The sequence below is a fragment of the Imbroritus primus genome, from assembly GCF_964332355.1.
Lineage (GTDB): Bacteria > Pseudomonadota > Gammaproteobacteria > Burkholderiales > Burkholderiaceae > Imbroritus > Imbroritus primus.
This window is the reverse complement of record NZ_OZ201293.1, coordinates 826,440-844,491: the sequence shown is the minus strand read 5'-3', so window position 1 is coordinate 844,491 and position 18,052 is coordinate 826,440. Positions and strand designations below refer to the sequence as shown.

At 62.4% G+C, this 18,052-nt stretch carries 20 protein-coding genes and 1 tRNA gene; 4 read left to right on the top strand and 17 right to left on the bottom strand.

What is annotated here, in order from left to right:
* Positions 1-2: 2 nt before the first annotated feature.
* The 10 genes from ACQ3C8_RS03830 to rpsO form a co-directional block, all read right to left on the bottom strand.
* Entirely contained in the window at positions 3-137 is a 135-nt protein-coding gene (locus ACQ3C8_RS03830; RefSeq protein ID WP_428852521.1) for a hypothetical protein, read from the bottom strand.
* An 8-nt stretch (positions 138-145) separates the two neighbouring features.
* Complete coding sequence (locus ACQ3C8_RS03825; RefSeq protein ID WP_428852520.1) at positions 146-748, bottom strand: NADH-quinone oxidoreductase subunit C; 603 nt, start codon at positions 746-748, stop codon at positions 146-148.
* Between the two features lies 1 nt (position 749).
* Entirely contained in the window at positions 750-1,232 is a 483-nt protein-coding gene (locus tag ACQ3C8_RS03820) for a NuoB/complex I 20 kDa subunit family protein (protein ID WP_009521978.1), read from the bottom strand.
* A 6-nt stretch (positions 1,233-1,238) separates the two neighbouring features.
* Positions 1,239-1,598, bottom strand: a complete 360-nt coding sequence (locus tag ACQ3C8_RS03815; protein ID WP_037029611.1) for an NADH-quinone oxidoreductase subunit A — start codon at positions 1,596-1,598, stop codon at positions 1,239-1,241.
* A 164-nt stretch (positions 1,599-1,762) separates the two neighbouring features.
* Positions 1,763-1,847: transfer RNA gene (locus ACQ3C8_RS03810), tRNA-Leu, on the bottom strand.
* A gap of 187 nt (positions 1,848-2,034) precedes the next feature.
* Entirely contained in the window at positions 2,035-2,406 is a 372-nt protein-coding gene (secG, locus tag ACQ3C8_RS03805) for a preprotein translocase subunit SecG (protein ID WP_009521976.1), read from the bottom strand.
* A gap of 39 nt (positions 2,407-2,445) precedes the next feature.
* Complete coding sequence (gene tpiA / locus ACQ3C8_RS03800; protein ID WP_050981039.1) at positions 2,446-3,216, bottom strand: triose-phosphate isomerase; 771 nt, start codon at positions 3,214-3,216, stop codon at positions 2,446-2,448.
* A 196-nt stretch (positions 3,217-3,412) separates the two neighbouring features.
* Positions 3,413-4,417, bottom strand: coding sequence for an NAD(P)H-quinone oxidoreductase (locus ACQ3C8_RS03795; protein ID WP_428852519.1), 1,005 nt, complete (start codon positions 4,415-4,417; stop codon positions 3,413-3,415).
* A gap of 197 nt (positions 4,418-4,614) precedes the next feature.
* Positions 4,615-6,822 (bottom strand): polyribonucleotide nucleotidyltransferase, encoded by a 2,208-nt coding sequence (gene pnp / locus ACQ3C8_RS03790; protein ID WP_428852518.1) that lies wholly within the window; start codon positions 6,820-6,822, stop codon positions 4,615-4,617.
* 367 nt (positions 6,823-7,189) lie between these two features.
* The gene (gene rpsO, locus ACQ3C8_RS03785; protein ID WP_428852517.1) at positions 7,190-7,459 is read right to left on the bottom strand and encodes a 30S ribosomal protein S15; all 270 of its coding nucleotides are present in this window, start codon (positions 7,457-7,459) and stop codon (positions 7,190-7,192) included.
* Positions 7,460-7,733: 274 nt separating this feature from the next.
* On the opposite strand from rpsO, the gene ACQ3C8_RS03780 reads away from it, so the two are divergent.
* Positions 7,734-8,270, top strand: a complete 537-nt coding sequence (locus ACQ3C8_RS03780; RefSeq protein ID WP_428853025.1) for a hypothetical protein — start codon at positions 7,734-7,736, stop codon at positions 8,268-8,270.
* Positions 8,271-8,363: 93 nt separating this feature from the next.
* On the opposite strand, the gene ACQ3C8_RS03775 is transcribed toward ACQ3C8_RS03780, so the two are convergent.
* From ACQ3C8_RS03775 to ACQ3C8_RS03745, 7 genes are all read right to left on the bottom strand, one after another.
* Positions 8,364-9,902 carry a 2-isopropylmalate synthase gene (locus ACQ3C8_RS03775; RefSeq protein ID WP_009521970.1) on the bottom strand — a complete coding sequence of 513 codons (1,539 nt, stop codon included), beginning with the start codon at positions 9,900-9,902 and terminating at the stop codon, positions 8,364-8,366.
* Between the two features lie 324 nt (positions 9,903-10,226).
* The gene (gene lysM / locus ACQ3C8_RS03770) at positions 10,227-10,718 is read right to left on the bottom strand and encodes a peptidoglycan-binding protein LysM (RefSeq protein WP_009521969.1); all 492 of its coding nucleotides are present in this window, start codon (positions 10,716-10,718) and stop codon (positions 10,227-10,229) included.
* 86 nt (positions 10,719-10,804) lie between these two features.
* On the bottom strand, positions 10,805-11,716 hold the full coding sequence (gene pssA / locus ACQ3C8_RS03765; protein WP_428852516.1) for a CDP-diacylglycerol--serine O-phosphatidyltransferase: 912 nt from the start codon (positions 11,714-11,716) through the stop codon (positions 10,805-10,807).
* Between the two features lies 1 nt (position 11,717).
* Positions 11,718-12,383 carry a phosphatidylserine decarboxylase gene (locus ACQ3C8_RS03760; protein ID WP_009521967.1) on the bottom strand — a complete coding sequence of 222 codons (666 nt, stop codon included), beginning with the start codon at positions 12,381-12,383 and terminating at the stop codon, positions 11,718-11,720.
* 157 nt (positions 12,384-12,540) lie between these two features.
* Entirely contained in the window at positions 12,541-13,557 is a 1,017-nt protein-coding gene (ilvC, locus tag ACQ3C8_RS03755; protein WP_009521966.1) for a ketol-acid reductoisomerase, read from the bottom strand.
* Between the two features lie 75 nt (positions 13,558-13,632).
* Positions 13,633-14,124 (bottom strand): acetolactate synthase small subunit, encoded by a 492-nt coding sequence (gene ilvN / locus ACQ3C8_RS03750; RefSeq protein WP_009521965.1) that lies wholly within the window; start codon positions 14,122-14,124, stop codon positions 13,633-13,635.
* Positions 14,124-15,887 carry an acetolactate synthase 3 catalytic subunit gene (locus ACQ3C8_RS03745; RefSeq protein ID WP_009521964.1) on the bottom strand — a complete coding sequence of 588 codons (1,764 nt, stop codon included), beginning with the start codon at positions 15,885-15,887 and terminating at the stop codon, positions 14,124-14,126. Before ACQ3C8_RS03745 ends, ilvN begins: the two co-directional genes overlap by 1 nt.
* Before the next feature lie 310 nt (positions 15,888-16,197).
* Between ACQ3C8_RS03745 and ACQ3C8_RS03740 the strand changes: the two genes are divergently transcribed.
* Genes ACQ3C8_RS03740 through ACQ3C8_RS03730 form a run of 3 tightly spaced genes read left to right on the top strand, consistent with a single transcriptional unit; the run spans position 16,198 to position 17,884 of the window.
* The gene (locus tag ACQ3C8_RS03740) at positions 16,198-16,764 is read left to right on the top strand and encodes an RNA polymerase sigma factor (protein ID WP_428852515.1); all 567 of its coding nucleotides are present in this window, start codon (positions 16,198-16,200) and stop codon (positions 16,762-16,764) included.
* Positions 16,761-17,180, top strand: a complete 420-nt coding sequence (locus ACQ3C8_RS03735) for a DUF3619 family protein (RefSeq protein WP_428852514.1) — start codon at positions 16,761-16,763, stop codon at positions 17,178-17,180. Before ACQ3C8_RS03740 ends, ACQ3C8_RS03735 begins: the two co-directional genes overlap by 4 nt.
* The gene (locus tag ACQ3C8_RS03730; RefSeq protein ID WP_428852513.1) at positions 17,177-17,884 is read left to right on the top strand and encodes a DUF3106 domain-containing protein; all 708 of its coding nucleotides are present in this window, start codon (positions 17,177-17,179) and stop codon (positions 17,882-17,884) included. Before ACQ3C8_RS03735 ends, ACQ3C8_RS03730 begins: the two co-directional genes overlap by 4 nt.
* Positions 17,885-18,052: the final 168 nt, after the last annotated feature.

The window sequence follows — 18,052 nt, the reverse complement described above, 5'->3', positions numbered from 1 at the left end:
GCTTACTCCGCCACCGTGTCCGACCGAAGCCACTCGACACGCTTAATTTCGGTGAAGGCTAACCGTGGCACAGCCACGGTTAAGCCCGCAGGGCGGCCGGAGCCAAAGTTCAGCGTGTAGTTCTTGATATCTGCCATGGTGCGTCCTAGTGCTTGATGCCGCCGTACTGCTCTTCGCGGATCACGCGCGGCGTGATCTCGCGCGGCTCGATCGTCACGGGCTGGTAGATGACACGCTTCTGCTCGGGGTCGTAGCGCATTTCGACATAGCCCGACAGCGGGAAGTCCTTGCGGAACGGATGGCCGATGAAGCCATAGTCGGTCAGGATGCGGCGCAGGTCAGGATGGCCCTCGAACACCAGGCCGTAGAGATCGAATGCCTCACGCTCGAACCAGTTGGCGGCATTCCAGACCGGGATGACAGAAGGCACGACGGGCAGGTCATCATCCGGGGCGAACACGCGCGCGCGCAGACGCCAGTTGTTGGCAACCGACAGCAGGTGCAGCACTGCGGCAAAGCGCGGGCCGTTCCATGCGCCATCGGCATAGTCGCGATAGTCCACGCCGCACAGGTCGATCAACTGCTCGAAGCGCAGCGTGGCGTCATCGCGCAGCTTGGTGGCGACCGCCAGGTAGTCGGCAGCCTTCACGACCAGCGTGAGCTCGCCCACATCTTCGGTCAGCGACTGGATCTGCGCGCCCAGAGCCTTCTGCAGCGCGGCTTTCAGCGTTTCGATACGACTCGACATATCAACCCTTGCGCGCGATGGTGTTGGTGCGGCGGATCTTGGCCTGCAGCTGGATAATGCCGTAGATCAGCGCTTCGGCTGTCGGCGGGCAGCCAGGCACATAGATGTCGACGGGCACGATGCGGTCGCAGCCGCGCACCACGGAGTAGGAATAGTGGTAGTAACCACCGCCATTGGCGCACGAGCCCATCGAGATGACCCAGCGCGGCTCGGCCATCTGGTCGTACACCTTGCGCAGAGCGGGGGCCATCTTGTTGCACAGCGTGCCGGCCACGATCATCACGTCGGACTGGCGCGGCGAGGGGCGGAACACCACGCCGAAACGGTCCAGGTCGTAGCGCGCCGCGCCGGCGTGCATCATTTCCACCGCACAGCATGCCAGACCGAACGTCATCGGCCAGAGCGACCCGGTGCGGGTCCAGTTGATCAGTTTGTCGGCCGAGGTGGTGACAAACCCTTCTTGCAGAACGCCTTCGATTGCCATGTCACGTCACTCCCAGTCCAGAGCGCCTTTTTTCCAGATGTAGACAAAGCCCACAATGAACTCGAGCAGAAAAATTCCCATCGCGAAGAATCCGGGCCAGCCGATGTCCTGCAATGCCACGCCCCACGGGAAGAGGAAAGCGGTTTCGAGGTCGAACAGGATGAACAGGATGGCGATCAGGTAGTACCGCACGTCGAAACGCATGCGGGCGTCTTCGAATGCTTCGAAGCCGCATTCGTACGGCGAAAGCTTCTGGGGATCGGGATTGTTCGGACCGAGAAGCCGGCCGATGGACATCAGGGCGAGGCCAAGGAGAACGCTGACTGCCATGAACAGCAGTACAGGGAAATAGGCTTCGAGATTCACGGGGGACGCCTGCCTTATTTGATAGCAGCGGGTAGCTGCGGAAGAACCAACCTTCCTGTAACAAGCGGCGCTGCGCTGCTCACTCAAGAAACGCACTCCGCATGCATCATGCGGCGCCGCCTTGCGGGACTTGCGGACACCTGATGGCGTCCGTGAAAAATGTTTGGTGCCGACGGCGAGACTCGAACTCGCACAGCTTGCGCCACTACCCCCTCAAGATAGCGTGTCTACCAATTTCACCACGTCGGCAGGGAAACTCGAGACCGGACGGCATGCCATCCAGCCTAGCCAGATGGACTATCCGGGCATACCCGGATGGACTGTCAGGCTTTTTGTTCCAAGCCCTGCATTCTAACTTGAATGCAGGCTTTGTTCAATGCAAGTGCAGCAAAATTGTTGCCGCAAGTGCATGTAAATCGGACGGGCTTCGCGCCCCTTACTTCGGCACGGCCGGCGCAGCCGGAGCCGAGGCGCCTGCGTCCGCTGCCGGGACGCCGGACGCGGCTGCCGGAGCTGCCGCAGGCTGCGAAGTCGTCATCGAGCCCATGACGCCCGCGCCTGCTGCGGGACGGTGCGAACCCAGCATGGTCAGGCCCAGTGTCGAGAGGAAAAACACCGTGGCCAGCGCTGCGGTGGTGCGCGACAGGAAGTTGGCCGAGCCGGCGGCGCCGAACAGGCTGCCGGAGTTGCCGGAGCCGAACGCGGCGCCCATATCCGCGCCCTTGCCCTGCTGCAGCAGCACCAGCCCGATCACGCCCAGCGCCGAGCCGATCTGCAGCACGAGAAGAAGAGTCTTGAAAATACTCATTGATGATCCCGATGACTTAAACGTAAATACTCTTGGGCATCAGGCGCGGCCTGCCGCGCCGATTGCCAGGAAATCTTCCGCCTTGAGCGACGCGCCGCCGATCAGGCCGCCGTCGATGTCGGGCATGCCGAACAGCTCGCCTGCGCTTTCCGGCTTCACGCTGCCGCCGTACAGGATCTGCATGCGTTGCGCCACGCCGGCATCGCGCGAGGCAACGAGTCCGCGGAGATAAGCGTGCACATCCTGCGCCTGGGCGCTGCTAGCGGTCTTGCCGGTACCGATCGCCCAGACGGGCTCATAGGCAACGACGATGCGCCCGAGTTGCTCGACGGACAGCGCATCAAGCAAGGCTTGCAGCTGGCGGCCCACGACCTGCTCGGTCTGGCCGGCCTCGCGCTGGGCGAGGGTTTCGCCGACGCAGACGATCGGCGTGACACCATGCTCGAGTGCGCGCAGCGCCTTGGTGGCAATGACCGAATCCTGCTCGGCATGGTAGGTCCGGCGCTCCGAGTGGCCGACGATCACGAACTGGCAGCCGAACTCGGCGAGCATGGAAGCGGCCACTTCGCCGGTGAACGCGCCGCGCGCTTCGGCGGACACATCCTGCGCGCCCCATTGCACCGGGCTGCCGGCCAGCAGCGACTGGCACTGCGCCAGATATGGAAATGGCGCGCACACCGCCAACTGAACCGGTTGCAACGCTCCTGCGCCGGCTGCCACGGCCTTCAGCAATCCGCCATTGGCCTCGAGGCTGCCATGCATTTTCCAGTTTCCGACTACCAGCTTCTGTCTCACGCGCGTCCCTTCCATCGGCTGCAGGTTCAAAATCAACCCGCGATTGTACCCCGTGGAGAACGCAAGCGCCATCAACCGGCGGGGTACCTACTCCGTACTGTGATTCGGCAGAACCGCCAAGGTTGCGGAAAGCGCAATCAGATGATAATGAATCTCGTTTTAATTCGTCCCACCTCGGCAATCCGCCCGGCCCGCCCGGCCCGCTCGGCCTTTACCAGGCCAGCATGATCTTGCCTATATGCTGGCTGGACTCCATCAGCGCGTGCGCCTCGGCCGCCTGGGCGGCGGGCAGCGTGCGGTAGATCACCGGCTTGATGGTGCCGGCCTCGAGCAGTGGCCACACATGCCGCTTGAGGTTGGCGGCAATCGCTGCCTTGAACGCAATCGAGCGCGGGCGCAGCGTCGAGCCGGTGACCGTGATGCGGCGGCGCAGGATGTCGCTGAGTGGAATTTCTGCCTTGGCGCCGCCCAGCAAAGCGATGATCACGATACGGCCGTCATCGGCTACGCCACGGATCTCACGGGCCAGATAGGCGCCGCCGACCATGTCCAGAATGACATCTACGCCACGCCCTGCGGTAAGCCCCTGCGTGACCTCAACGAAATCCTCGGTCCGGTAGTTGATGCCACGTTCCGCGCCGAGCGCCTCGCAGGCCCGGCACTTCTCATCGCTGCCGGCCGTCGCGAACACGCGGTAACCCAGCGCGCGGGCGATCTGGATGGCTGTGGTACCGATGCCGCTCGAACCGCCCTGTACCAGCAGCGTTTCCTGCTTGCCCAGCGGACCCTGGCCGAGAGCGCCCCGGTCGAAAACATTGCTCCAGACCGTGAAGAAAGTTTCCGGCAATGCCGCGGCTTCGACATCGGACAAGCCCGTAGGCACCGGCAGGCACTGGCCGATAGGCGCGACGCACAACTCGGCATAGCCGCCACCTTGCACCAGTGCACAGACGCGATCTCCGACCTTGAGGCCCCAGACATTGTCAGCATGCGCGAGATCGCCGCCGATGATCTCGCCGGCCACTTCCAGCCCTGGCAGATCCGATGCGCCCGGCGGCACGGGGTAGTTGCCGGTGCGTTGAAACACATCGGGCCGGTTGACGCCGGACGCGGCCACGCGGATCAGCACTTCTCCATTACCGGCGACGGGATCGGGCCGTTCGGTCAGTTTCAATACTTCGGGGCCGCCATAGGTGGTGATTTCGATTGCTTTCATCTGATTGTCCTGTCACTGCCTGTACTGTCATGTGAATCGGCAGTGTAAACAAAAATCGCCGGCGGCGACGTCCGCTCTCCTGACACCCCGGCAGGGATGGCCGGACGGCCGCAGCCGCTGCCAAACATAAAAAAACGGCTGGACGCTGCCAGCCGTTTCGATTGCAGGTGGATGCCCAAGGCATCCGTACCGCTGCCTTATTCAGGCTGGCGACCCTGCTCTGCATCCTGCTGCTGTTGCTGCTGGCTGGCATCGCTGCCACCCGGCTGCGCGGCGGGCGCACCTTCCGCCGGCGCCTGCGGAGTCAGGCCACCGCCTTCGTCCGCCACGGCTGCCTTGATCGACAGGCGCAGACGACCCTTCTCATCAGCCTGGATCAGCTTGACGCGGACCTGCTGGCCTTCCTTCAGCCAGTCCTTGATGTCCTTGACGCGCTCATTGACGATCTCGGAGATGTGCAGCAGGCCGTCCTTGCCCGGCAGGATATTGACGATGGCGCCAAAGTCCAGCAGCTTGAGCACGGTACCGCCATAGATCTTGCCGACTTCGGCTTCGGCCGTGATGCCTTCGATGCGACGCTTGGCTTCTTCCATGCCCTCGGCCGAGGTCGAGGCGATGGTGATGGTGCCGTCTTCCTGGATGTCGATCGACGTGCCGGTTTCCTTGGTCAGGGCCTGGATGGTCGAACCGCCCTTGCCGATCACTTCGCGGATCTTGTCCGGATGGATCTTCATGGTGATCATGCGCGGCGCGTGGGCCGACAGGCCGACTTCCACGCCTTCCATGGCTGCGGCCATCTTGCCGAGGATATGCAGGCGACCCTCCTTGGCCTGGGCCAGCGCGACCTGCATGATTTCCTTGGTGATGCCCTGGACCTTGATGTCCATCTGCAGCGCGGTGATGCCGTCGGCAGTACCGGCCACCTTGAAGTCCATGTCGCCGAGGTGATCCTCGTCACCCAGGATGTCGGTCAGCACGGCGAACTTGTTGCCGTCCAGGATCAGGCCCATGGCCACACCGGCGACGTGCGCCTTGAGCGGCACGCCGGCGTCGATCATCGACAGGCAGCCACCGCACACCGACGCCATCGACGACGAACCGTTCGACTCGGTGATTTCCGACACGACACGCACGGTGTAGGCGAATTCTTCCGGCGTCGGCAGTACCGGTGCGAGCGCGCGCTTGGCGAGGCGGCCGTGGCCGATTTCGCGGCGTTTCGGCGAACCAACGCGGCCGGTTTCGCCAGTCGCGAACGGAGGCATGTTGTAGTGAAGCATGAAGCGGTCGCGGTACTCGCCCGAAAGCGCATCGATGATCTGTTCGTCACGGCCCGTGCCGAGCGTGGCCACCACCAGCGCCTGCGTTTCGCCGCGCGTGAACAGCGCGGAACCGTGGGCGCGCGGCAGCACGCCGTTGCGGATTTCGATCGGACGCACGGTGCGCGTGTCGCGGCCATCGATACGCGGCTCGCCCGACAGAATCTGGCCACGTACGATCTTGGCTTCCAGATCGAAGATCATGTTGCCGACGTCGACTTCGGTGGCTTCGATACCGGCTTCCGCCAGCTTTTCCATCACGGCCGGCGCGACCAGCTTCAGCTTCTGGCTGCGCGCCTGCTTCTCGCGGATCTGATAGGCTTCGCGCAGTTGTGGCTCGGCCACTTCGGCAACCTTGGCCAGCAGCGCTTCGTTCTTCGGCGCAGGCGCCCAGTCCCATTCCGGCTTGCCGCCTTCGCGCACGAGGTCGTGAATGGCATTGATCGCCGTCTGCATCTGCTCATGGCCGAAGACCACGGCACCCAGCATGATTTCTTCCGATAGCTGCTGCGCTTCCGATTCCACCATCAACACGGCTGCCTCGGTACCGGCAACGACCAGGTCGAGCTCCGACGTGGCTTGCTGGGTGCGAGTCGGGTTCAGCAGGTACTGGCCATCTTTGTAGCCGACGCGGGCAGCGCCCACCGGGCCATTGAACGGCAGGCCGGACACGGCCAGCGCGGCCGAGGCGCCGATCAGGGCGGGGATGTCGGCCGGCACGTCAGGGTTCAGCGACACGACATGGATCACGACCTGCACTTCGTTGTAGAAGCCTTCCGGGAACAGCGGGCGCAGCGGCCGGTCGATCAGGCGCGAGGTCAGCGTTTCGAACTCGGACGGACGGCCCTCGCGCTTGAAGAAGCCACCGGGGATCTTGCCGGCGGCATAGGTCTTCTCGAGATAGTCGACCGTCAGCGGAAAAAAGTCCTGGCCCGGCTTGGCTTTCTTGGCGCCAACGACGGTCGCCAGCACCACGGTTTCATCGACGTTCACCAGCACGGCGCCGCTGGCCTGGCGGGCGATTTCGCCCGTTTCCATGCGGACGGTATGGCCGCCCCACTGGAATTCCTTCACGATTTTCTTGAACATGTATTCTCTCCTTCATACGCGTCCGCGCACTCAGCCGCGGACATGCTGCCGGTACTGGCCAGGCGCAGTTGCAGAGAAGTGTTATGCCATTCCACGGATACGCCCCGCACTGCTGGGACATGCCTGTGGAATGACACAAAGCTCTGGTTCCTTGCCGGACCCCGGTCGTACAACCTGTTACTGCACTTCCCGCAATATCGTGACGCCCAGTCACTCGAACGACGATACCGCGGGAAATCTCGCTCGCAGTCGGCTGCCGCTTCAGCGGCCGACCACAAAAAACAAAATGCCTGCTTCAGCGCACCGAGGCAGGCATTCGTGCATCAGAACGATGCGTATTCTGTTCCTGACGCAAATCGCGCCATGATTACTTGCGCAGACCGAGGACTTCGATCAGGGCACGATAGCGGTCGGCATCCTTGCCCTTGAGGTAGTCGAGCAGACGGCGACGACGGCTGACCATCTTCAGCAGGCCACGACGGCTGTGGTGGTCCTTCATGTTGGCTTTGAAGTGCGGGGTCAGTTCGTTGATGCGGGCGGTCAGCAGGGCGACCTGGACTTCCGGGCTGCCGGTATCGTTGGCGCCGCGGGCGTGTTGCTTGACGATGTCTTGCTTGTTGATGTTGGCAAATGCCATGATGCACCTTTTTTTACTTGCGAACGCCGCAGCCGTGATGACCGCTGGCGTCGTGTTGGACAAAAATGGGGAACCCCCGGTTTGCCGCCGCCACCGCCGAAAAACCGGCGAGTACGCATTTGGCAAGGGGTGGAGTATAACTGAAACACAAACCGCCCGCCAGTCCGGCGACCCTTGCGGGCACATGCGGACCTCCCAGCGTGCGCCGCTCATTGCCAGATTCGACAGGACCGGCGGCCCGAGCCATCAGAGGTTCACAACACAATACGGCAAAATGATGCAAAAACGTCACTTTTCAAGTTACCGTCGCACCGCGATCATCGCGGCCTTGGCCGCTAGCCTGGCGGGCTGCGCCTGGATGGTGCCGCGCGAGGAGCGCGCCCAGGCATTGCTGGGCGGTACGGAGGCCGATGTGCGGGCCGCCCAGGGCTCGCCCGCGGAAATCTATCGGCTCAAGAACGGGCATACGCGCTGGCTGTATCCAACCCAGCCGTTTGGGCAATTCACCTACGCTGCCGAATTCGACAGCAACGGCAAGCTGATCTCGTTCCGCCAGGTCCTGCGCACACTTGAGTTCGCGCGCGCGGAAATCGGCAAATGGACGCGCCAGGACGTGCTGGAACAATTCGGCCGGCCGCTGGAAACCGCCTACTTTCCCCTGATGCAGCGCGAGACGTGGAGCTATCGCTTCAAGCACGAGGACGTGTGGCCGTCGCTCTATCATTTCTACTTCGATCCGACCGGAATCCTGCGGCTGACGCAGGTGAGTCCCGATCCGATGTATGAGCCGCGCGAGCGTCCGGGCTGGTAGCCCGGACGCCAATCGACGTGCCTGGCTTGCGATTGTGTCGCCGCCAGACCAACGGCTGCGCGCCAGATCACGCGCAGCCGCACTCTTACGAGATCAGATCTGCGGGTTGAGCTTTTCGCTCGACTTGTCGTGCAGCTTGTTCAGCGCCGCGAGATACGCCTTGGCCGAAGCAGCCACGATATCCGGATCCGTGCCAACCCCATTGACGATGCGGCCGGACTTGGACAGGCGGACGGTCACTTCGCCCTGCGCCTGCGTCCCGGTGGTGATGGCATTGACCGAGTACAGCAGCTGCTCGGCCCCGCTGGCGACCTTGCTCTCGATGGCATTCAGCGTGGCATCCACCGGACCGTTGCCCTCGGCTTCAGCCGACACTTCCTTGCCATCGCACTGGAACACGACGCGTGCACGCGGACGGGCGCCAGTCTCGGACTGCTGGGCCAGCGATACGAAACGGAAATAATCGTTCGCGGTATGGGACTCATCGGACACGATGGCGATGATATCCTCGTCGAAGATCTCGGCCTTCTGGTCAGCCAGTTCCTTGAAGCGCACGAACGCGGCCTGCACTTCGGCATCGCTTTCGAGCTCGATGCCGAGTTCCTGCAGGCGCTGCTTGAAGGCATTGCGGCCGGAGAGTTTGCCGAGCACGATCTTGTTGGCCGTCCAGCCCACATCTTCGGCCCGCATGATCTCGTAGGTGTCGCGCGCCTTCAGCACGCCATCCTGGTGAATGCCGGAGGCATGGGCAAAAGCGTTGGCGCCAACCACGGCCTTGTTGGGCTGCACCACGAAACCGGTAATCTGCGACACAAGCTTGGAAGCCGGCACGATCTGCGAGGTTTCCACGCCCACGTCCACGCCGAAATAGTCACGGCGCGTGCGCAGGGCCATCACCACTTCTTCGAGACTGGTGTTGCCGGCGCGCTCGCCAAGACCATTGATCGTGCACTCGATCTGGCGCGCACCGGCCTGCTTGACGGCGGTCAGCGAGTTCGCCACGGCCATGCCGAGGTCGTTGTGGCAGTGCACCGACCAGATGGCCTTGTCAGAGTTGGGAATCCGTTCGCGCACCGAGCGGATCATCGCAGCGTAGCCTTCCGGCACGGCGTAACCGACGGTATCGGGAAGGTTGATGGTAGTCGCGCCTTCTGCAATCACGGCCTCAAGCACACGGCAGAGGAAATCGGGGTCGGAGCGGCTACCGTCTTCCGGCGAGAACTCGATGTCATTCGTGAAATTGCGCGCAAAACGGACGGCGAGGCGGGCCTGCTCGTACACCTGGTCCGGCGTCATGCGCAGCTTCTTCTCCATGTGCAGCGCCGAGGTGGCGATGAAGGTGTGGATGCGGAAAGCATTCGCCGGCTTGAGCGCTTCGGCCGCGCGGGCGATGTCCTTGTCGTTGGCGCGCGCCAGCGAGCAGATGGTGGAATCCTTGACGGTCTGAGCAATCGCCTGGATCGCCTCGAAATCGCCGTTCGAGCTGGCGGCAAAGCCGGCTTCGATGACATCGACCTTCAGGCGCTCAAGCTGCTTGGCGATGCGGATCTTTTCTTCCCGCGTCATGGAAGCGCCGGGCGACTGCTCGCCATCGCGCAATGTCGTATCGAAAATGATGACTCTGTCGCTCATGTGAAGGCCTTTCGTGTGGTCGTTACTGCATTTATGTTGAACGGAGTGAAGATCCGGACGCATTCACACCGGGTGACAAATACAAAACGCCCCGGCGTGCGTACATGCAGGCCGGGGCGTCGAAATTCCGTATTACCGCGTTACTGGTCTCGTCTCAGCACGCGCGCGTCCCGTCCTGGTGCCTTAGTAGGCCACCAAGCGAAATCAGCGCTAGCGAGAGAAGCGAAAAATTCAGCAACATGAAATCACTATAACGGAGATGAGGCATGCGCGCAACTGCGGCATATGTTGCGCGCACGCATCATCCGTTCGGGTTCAGGCAGATCAGGGCTTCGGCGGAATCCGCAGCTTCTGGCCCGGATAGATCTTGTCCGGATGCGTCAGCATGGGACGGTTGGCCTCGAAAATTCCCTGGTACAGATTGGCATTGCCATAGAACTTCTTGGAGATGGCGGAGAGCGTATCGCCCTTCTCCACCGTATGCCATTGCGAGCCCGGGGCCTCGGTGCGCACACTCATCTTGTCTTCCACCTGCTCCACGCCCGCAACGTTACCGCAACACAGGATGATCTTTTCACGTGTGGCTTGGTCTGGCGCCACACCGAAGACCGTGACTAGTCCCTTGGAGGCATCGACCTGCACAGACAGCCCGGTGGCTTCGAGTGACATCGAGGCGATGTATTTCTCGATGGCCTCGCCGGCAGCCCGGTTGGCTGCGTCGGCAGCAGCAGGGTCTGCTGCGGGTGCGGCCGGTGCGGCCTGGGCCTTGCCAAACAGTTTTTCACCGGCGTCCTTGATGAATCCGAGAATGCTCATGATCGACCTCCTCCATGATGAAGCAACTGAAACAACACGATCAACGAAGTGCCCGCACCCGATGTACGGACCGGCTCGTCAAGCCGTCATTTCTGGGCGGCGTCCGGACCCGCAGGTTCACTACCCTCGGCAACGGCCGGGGCGCGCTTGAACAGGCTCGGCTTCCCTTTCATCATGCGCCAGCCCGACAGCGCATAACCCGACAACGCATACACCACGAACAGGCCGAACAGCGCCACGGGCGGATCGCTCGAGATCACGACGAAACCAATCAGCAGCAACACCATCACGCCAAACGGCACGCGATAGCGCACATCGAGCGCCTTGCCGCTGTAGAACGGCGCGTTCGAAACCATCGACAGCCCCGCGTACAGCGTGATCGTGAACGCAGCCCATGGCATCCACAGTTCACGCACTGGCAGCTTATTGTCGATGGCCAGCCAGACGAAGCCTGCGACCAGCGCAGCCGCGGCCGGGCTCGGCAATCCCTGGAAGAAACGTTTGTCGACCACACCGATATTGGCGTTGAAGCGCGCCAGTCGCAACGCGGCGCCCGCGCAATAGACAAACGCTGCCAGCCAGCCCCACTTGCCGAGGTCGCGCAGGATCCACTCGTACATCACCAGCGCCGGCGCGACGCCGAACGATGTCATGTCGGAAAGAGAATCGTATTGTTCGCCGAATGCGCTTTGCGTATGCGTGATGCGCGCCACGCGGCCATCCATGCCGTCGAGCACCATGGCGGCGAAGATGGCGATGGCCGCCGATTCGAAATTGAGGTTCATCGCCTGCACGATGGCGAAGAAACCTGCGAACAGTGCCGCCGTCGTGAACGCATTCGGCAGCAGATAGATACCGCGCCGGCGCGGACGCGGCGGCTCCAGCTCGAGCGGATCGTCTTCCGGCATGTCGCTGCGCGCCGCCTGGTTGCGGCGGAACGTGCGGGTCGGCGCAACGCCTGCGCCAAAACGTTTGTTGCGCCGGTTAAAGGCCGCCATGTCAGTCTCCCTGCGCCTCAGTCGGCGAGTCCAGCTCGGCGAGAATCGTCATGGTGGCGTACACCTTGTCGCCGATCGTCACACGCGGCCGTGCCGTCAGCGGCAGGTATACGTCCACGCGCGAGCCAAAACGGATGAAGCCGTAGCGCTGACCGCGCTCGACAGTCTCCCCGGCCCGCACATAGCAGAGGATACGCCGCGCAATCAATCCCGCAACCTGCACCGAGGTCACGATGAGCCCGTCATGGCGGCGAATCACCATGGCGTTGCGCTCGTTTTCGATCGATGCCTTGTCGAGGTCGGCATTGACGAACTTGCCCGGCGCGTAGCTCACCGACTCCACCGTGCCATCCACGGGAATACGGTTCGAGTGCACATTGAAGACATTCATAAACACGCTGATCTTCAGCGCATCGCGATTCGCATACGGATCGTTGACCTGCTCGACCGCAACGATGCGGCCATCCGCGGGCGAGAGGATCGCATTCGCCTGTGTCGGCACCGGCCGCGGCGGATCGCGGAAGAACTGCAGCACGAAGATGCTCAGCACCCAAAGCGGCCACGACCACCACAGTCCGACACTGAAATGCACCACGCAGGTCAGTGCGAAGATGATCAGCAGGAATGGCCAGCCTTCTCTTGCGATGAGGGGGTGAGGATAGTTCATGCGGTCCGGTTCAGAAAAAAAGTATGACAAGGATAACAAAAAGCCGTTCACATCCACTCAGGACGTGAACGGCTTTTCTCAGACTGCCTGCATCAGCAACGCTCCCCTGGAACGGGAACAGCAGACAACACGGTCGCTGTAGAGCGGGGGGCCGTGATCAGTTCTTGGTCTGGTCGACGAGCTTGTTCTTGGCGATCCACGGCATCATCGCGCGCAGCTTGGCACCCACTTCCTCGATCTGGTGATCGGCGGTCAGGCGGCGACGGGACTGCAGGGTCGGCGCACCAGCACGGTTTTCCAGGATGAAGCTCTTGGCATATTCACCGGTCTGGATGTCCTTCAGGCACTGGCGCATCGCTTCCTTGGTCGCGTCCGTCACCACGCGCGGGCCGGTCACGTACTCACCATACTCGGCATTGTTCGAGATCGAGTAGTTCATGTTGGCGATGCCGCCTTCATAGATCAGGTCGACGATCAGCTTGAGTTCGTGCAGGCACTCGAAGTAAGCCATTTCCGGCGCATAGCCGGCTTCCACCAGCGTTTCGAAACCGGCCTTAATGAGCTCCACGGTACCACCGCACAGCACCGCCTGCTCGCCGAACAGGTCGGTTTCAGTCTCTTCGCGGAAATTGGTTTCGATGATGCCGGCACGGCCGCCGCCGTTGGCGGTAGCGTACGACAGGGCGATGTCACGGGCGGCGCCGGACTTGTCCTGGTGCACGGCGATCAGGTGAGGCACACCGCCACCCTGGGTGTACGTATTGCGCACGGTGTGGCCCGGGGCCTTCGGCGCGATCATGATCACGTCGAGGTCGGCACGCGGGATGACCTGGCCGTAGTGCACGTTGAAGCCGTGTGCAAATGCGAGGGCAGCGCCTTCCTTGATGTTGGCGTGCACTTCCTTGTTGTACACCTCGGCGATCTGCTCGTCGGGCAGCAGCATCATGACGACATCCGCGCCCTTGACGGCCTCGGCGACTTCCTTGACCTGCAGGCCGGCATTCACGACCTTGTTCCACGAAGCGCCGCCCTTGCGCAGGCCGACGGTGACCTTCACGCCGGATTCGCTCAGGTTCAGTGCGTGGGCATGGCCCTGCGAACCATAGCCGATGATGGTGACATTCTTGCCCTTGATCAGCGACAGGTCTGCGTCTTTGTCGTAAAACACTTTCATGATGTTTTCCTTCGTTTCCTAGATAGTGGCTGGAGGCCGGCTTCGTGGGCCGGCTCCGTGTTTGTGCTGCTGAGATTAAACCTTCAGGATGCGTTCGCCGCGGCCGATGCCCGACCCACCCGTGCGCACGGTCTCGAGGATCGCGGTACGGTCGATGGCATCGAGGAATGCATCGAGCTTGCTGCCGTTGCCGGTCAGTTCAATGGTGTACGTCTTTTCCGTCACGTCGATGACACGGCCACGGAAGATATCGGCGGTACGCTTCATTTCCTCGCGCTCCTTGCCCACCGCACGGACCTTCACCAGCATCAGTTCGCGCTCGATGTGCGCGCCCTCGGTCAGGTCGACCACCTTCACGACCTCGACGAGGCGGTTCAGGTGCTTGGTGATCTGCTCGATCACGTCATCCGAACCCGAGGTGACGATGGTCATGCGCGACAGCGATTCGTCTTCGGTCGGCGCGACGGTCAGGGTCTCGATGTTGTAGCCGCGAGCCGAGAACAGGCCCACCACGCGCGACAGTGCACCCGGTTCGTTTTCCAGCAAGACTGAAATGATGTGACGCATTACAGGTCCTCCGAGCCGAGCAGCATTTCGGTGATGCCCTTGCCGGCCTGAACCATCGGCCACACGTTTTCCGTCGGGTCGGTCTGGAAATCCATGAACACGGTCCGGTCCTTCAGTTTGAATGCCTCGCGCAGCGCGCCCTCGACATCCGCAGTCTTTTCGATGCGCATGCCAACATGACCAAAAGCCTCGGCCAGTTTGACGAAATCGGGCAGTGCCTCCATGTACGAACTGGCGTAGCGGTTGTCGTACTGCAGCTCCTGCCACTGGCGCACCATTCCCAGGTAGCGGTTGTTTAGCGACACCACCTTGACCGGCGTCTTGTATTGCAGGCAGGTCGACAGTTCCTGGATGCACATCTGGATCGAGCCCTCACCGGTAATGGTGACGACGTCCTTGTCCGGGAATGCCTTCTTGATACCCATGGCGTACGGCAGACCCACGCCCATCGTGCCGAGACCGCCCGAGTTGATCCAGCGGCGCGGTTGGTCGAACTTGTAGAACTGCGCGGCCCACATCTGGTGCTGGCCCACGTCGGAACAGATGAAGGCGTCGCCGCCCGTCAGTTCCCAGATCTTTTCAATCACATACTGCGGCTTGATGATTTCCGAATTGCGGTCATACCCCAGGCAATCGGTCTTGCGCCATTCATCGATCTGCTTCCACCAGGCGGCGAGTGCATCGGTCTTCGGCTGTGCATCGCTGGCCTGCAGCTGGGCGATCATTTCCTGCAGCACGTCCTTGACATTGCCGACGATGGGAATGTCGACCTTCACGCGCTTCGAGATCGACGAGGGGTCGATGTCGATGTGGATGATCTTGCGCGGCTGCTGGGCAAAGTGGCCCGGATTGCCGATCACGCGGTCATCGAAACGCGCGCCGATGGCGATCAGCACATCGCAGTTCTGCATGGCCATATTGGCCTCGTACGTGCCGTGCATGCCGAGCATGCCAACGAACTGCTTGCTGGTGCCGGGGAATGCGCCCAGGCCCATCAGCGTATTGGTCACCGGGAAGCCGGTCATGCCGGCCAGCTGGCGCAGCTCTTCCGAGGCATTTGCCAGCACCACGCCACCGCCGCTGTAGATGAACGGGCGCTCGGCACCCTGCAGCAGGCTCACGGCCTTGCGGATCTGGCCCGAGTGACCCTTGGTCACGGGCGTGTAGGAACGCATCTCGACCGTCTTCGGATACTCGAAGCGGCAGGCATGCGCGGACACGTCCTTTGGAATGTCCACCACCACCGGGCCCGGACGGCCGGTCGCGGCGATATGGAAGGCTTTCTTGATGGTCGCGGCGAGGTCGCGCACATCTTTCACGAGGAAGTTGTGCTTGACGATCGGGCGCGTGATACCAACGGTATCGCACTCCTGGAAGGCGTCTTCACCGATGGCATTGGTCGGCACGTTGCCGGTGATGATGACCATCGGGATCGAGTCGAGGTAGGCCGTGGCGATCCCCGTGACCGCGTTGGTCACACCGGGGCCGGACGTCACCAGCGCCACACCGACCTTGCCGGTCGCGCGCGCATAGCCGTCAGCGGCATGGACCGCTGCCTGCTCGTGGCGCACCAGGATGTGCTCGAATTTGTTCTGCTTGAAGATCTCGTCGTAGATATACAGGACCGCGCCGCCGGGATAACCCCAAACGAACTCGACACCTTCGGCCGCCAGGGACCGGACGAGGATTTCGGCACCGATGATTTCGGCGCCATGGCTGCTGTTACTGTCTGCGTGGGAGAATTCCGCGCTGGGCATATTCATGACTTTTCCTTTCCAATTTTCGGCAAAAAATTGTTCTGGTGCTCTCTGCCGCACTTGTGGAGCGGGTTCGAGCGTGCGCGTCTGCATGGAAGCCCGCATGATAAGCGGGCGAATGAGACATCCAATTTTGTGAACCTGTGATATTAGCGCATCAGGCTGCTCAGGTCCAGCGCCACACGCCTGCGGGCCAGGCCCGTGTCTTGGCGCACTTTTTTTGCTAGTATCCCGGCCATCGCCCTCCCGGCATGAACCGTCCCCCCCGCCGGCCCCGGCCGTCCACGACCGCTATCCGCCCCCGCCCGCCAGCCGTATGGCAACTGAACAGGAACTGTCCGATTTCTTGCAGAGCGTCGAACGCCGCGCCTTCAAGCAGGCCGTGTTCGCGGTGCGGGATGACGATGCCGCGCTCGACATCGTCCAGGACGCCATGATCAAGCTTGCGGAAAAATATGGCGACAAGCCGGCCGCCGAATTGCCGCTGCTGTTCCAGCGCATTCTGCAGAACACCACGCACGACTGGTTCCGCCGCCAGAAAGTCCGCAGTACCTGGGTCAGCCACCTGTCGTCCCTGCGCGGCAACAACGACATGAACGACAACGACATCCTCGAGGCCCTGGAGGCCGAAGCGGGTGACGGCAACCAGGAAAGCAGCGCGGATCATGTCTCGCGGGCACAGATCCTGCAAGCAATCGACGAAGAAATCCAGCGTCTTCCGGCCCGTCAACGGGAAGCCTTCATCATGCGTTACTGGGAAGAGATGGACGTCGCCGAGACAGCCGCCCTCATGGGCTGCTCCGAGGGGAGCGTCAAGACACATTGCTCACGCGCCACACACGCCCTTGCACATGCATTGAGAGCACGAGGCATCACATTATGAACACTCAGGAACTCAAGGAACTCCGCTTTGCCGACCGCGTGCGCGCGGCCCTGAATGCGTCCGCCAACGCTGTAGAACCAGACATTGCGGCACGCCTGGCGGCCAGCCGCCGCATGGCCGTCTCGCGCAAGAAAGCCGACGCGCCGCAGATTGCGCCGGTGCTGGTACACGCACAAGCCGGCCAGCGCAGCTGGGGCAATGAAGGCCACCCCTCCTTCGGTAATTTCATGCGCCGCTTTGGCTTGATCGGCATTCTGTGCGCCATCGCGCTCTCCATCGCTGGCGTGTACGAATTCCAGCAGGAACAGCGTATCGACGAACTCGCCGATGTCGATTCGGCCATGCTGCTCGACGACCTGCCTCCGGCCGCCTATGCCGACCACGGCTTCCATCTGTTTCTGAAACGCGCTGAATGACCGGATCCGCCCGCACGCCATCCGCTTCCTCCTCCTCGCCTGTGCGCCGTTGGCGCGCCCTGCGGGTGACGGCGGTCGCGCTGGCACTGGCGGCGGGCAGCGTCGGCGTGGCGACGGAACTGGCCTCGCAGATCAAGTCACCGGCCGATGCGTCACATCCTGCGTCCGCGACGCTGCCTGCGGCACCGGCCGCGGAACCAACGGCCGCCAGCACCGCCCCCGCCAGTGCTCCGGCCATTGCCCAAGCGACGCCGGGCATGGCGAATGCCTGGCACACACTGACGCCACGGCAACAGAACATCCTGTATCCCCTGCGCCCCGAATGGAACAAGCTCAGCGACCTTAATCGCAGCAAATGGCTGAAAATCGCCGAGCGTTACCCTAAATTAAAGAAAGATCAGCAGCAACGCCTGCAGGAACGGATGCGCGACTGGGTCGCCCTCACGCCGCAGCAACGGCGGATTGCGCGCGAAAACTACCAGATCTCCAAGCAGTTGTCGGCCGAGAAAAAGGCGGAGGCCTGGCAGGATTACCAGCAACTGAGCGATGAGCAGAAACGCAAGCTGGCTGCCGCCAGCCGCGCCACCAAGCCATCGACCGCCGTCAGTGCCTTGCCGAGCAGCGGCGGCCTGGTCAAGGACGTGCGTCCCCCGCACCGCCCCGCCAGCCAGATCGACATCGACGAACTGCTGCACAGCGAGTAAAACCGTTGCTGCCAGCGCAGCTATCCGCCCCCGTCGCCGCGCCTGCGACGTTGATGCGACTTTCCGCCGCCATCCCCGGGCCGGTTTGGCATAATGCGGGCTGACCTGCCGCCGCCAGCGGCATTCCCGGCCGCCGATCCGGCCATCCTGCTTCTTCCGTACACGCTT

What these genes read in the sequence shown, in the direction of transcription:
- lysM (WP_009521969.1), bottom strand. Translation starts at nt 10,718, where the DNA reads ATGAGCATTCTCGGATTCATCAAGGACGCCGGTGAAAAACTGTTTGGC.
- ACQ3C8_RS03830 (WP_428852521.1), bottom strand. Translation starts at nt 137, where the DNA reads ATGGCAGATATCAAGAACTACACGCTGAACTTTGGCTCCGGCCGCCCT.
- ilvC (WP_009521966.1), bottom strand. Translation starts at nt 13,557, where the DNA reads ATGAAAGTGTTTTACGACAAAGACGCAGACCTGTCGCTGATCAAGGGC.
- rpsO (WP_428852517.1), bottom strand. Translation starts at nt 7,459, where the DNA reads ATGGCATTTGCCAACATCAACAAGCAAGACATCGTCAAGCAACACGCC.
- ACQ3C8_RS03730 (WP_428852513.1), top strand. Translation starts at nt 17,177, where the DNA reads ATGACCGGATCCGCCCGCACGCCATCCGCTTCCTCCTCCTCGCCTGTG.
- pnp (WP_428852518.1), bottom strand. Translation starts at nt 6,822, where the DNA reads ATGTTCAAGAAAATCGTGAAGGAATTCCAGTGGGGCGGCCATACCGTC.
- secG (WP_009521976.1), bottom strand. Translation starts at nt 2,406, where the DNA reads ATGAGTATTTTCAAGACTCTTCTTCTCGTGCTGCAGATCGGCTCGGCG.
- tpiA (WP_050981039.1), bottom strand. Translation starts at nt 3,216, where the DNA reads ATGGAAGGGACGCGCGTGAGACAGAAGCTGGTAGTCGGAAACTGGAAA.
- ACQ3C8_RS03740 (WP_428852515.1), top strand. Translation starts at nt 16,198, where the DNA reads ATGGCAACTGAACAGGAACTGTCCGATTTCTTGCAGAGCGTCGAACGC.
- ACQ3C8_RS03820 (WP_009521978.1), bottom strand. Translation starts at nt 1,232, where the DNA reads ATGGCAATCGAAGGCGTTCTGCAAGAAGGGTTTGTCACCACCTCGGCC.
- ACQ3C8_RS03780 (WP_428853025.1), top strand. Translation starts at nt 7,734, where the DNA reads ATGATGCAAAAACGTCACTTTTCAAGTTACCGTCGCACCGCGATCATC.
- ilvN (WP_009521965.1), bottom strand. Translation starts at nt 14,124, where the DNA reads ATGCGTCACATCATTTCAGTCTTGCTGGAAAACGAACCGGGTGCACTG.
- ACQ3C8_RS03760 (WP_009521967.1), bottom strand. Translation starts at nt 12,383, where the DNA reads ATGAACTATCCTCACCCCCTCATCGCAAGAGAAGGCTGGCCATTCCTG.
- ACQ3C8_RS03825 (WP_428852520.1), bottom strand. Translation starts at nt 748, where the DNA reads ATGTCGAGTCGTATCGAAACGCTGAAAGCCGCGCTGCAGAAGGCTCTG.
- pssA (WP_428852516.1), bottom strand. Translation starts at nt 11,716, where the DNA reads ATGGCGGCCTTTAACCGGCGCAACAAACGTTTTGGCGCAGGCGTTGCG.
- ACQ3C8_RS03775 (WP_009521970.1), bottom strand. Translation starts at nt 9,902, where the DNA reads ATGAGCGACAGAGTCATCATTTTCGATACGACATTGCGCGATGGCGAG.
- ACQ3C8_RS03735 (WP_428852514.1), top strand. Translation starts at nt 16,761, where the DNA reads ATGAACACTCAGGAACTCAAGGAACTCCGCTTTGCCGACCGCGTGCGC.
- ACQ3C8_RS03795 (WP_428852519.1), bottom strand. Translation starts at nt 4,417, where the DNA reads ATGAAAGCAATCGAAATCACCACCTATGGCGGCCCCGAAGTATTGAAA.
- ACQ3C8_RS03745 (WP_009521964.1), bottom strand. Translation starts at nt 15,887, where the DNA reads ATGAATATGCCCAGCGCGGAATTCTCCCACGCAGACAGTAACAGCAGC.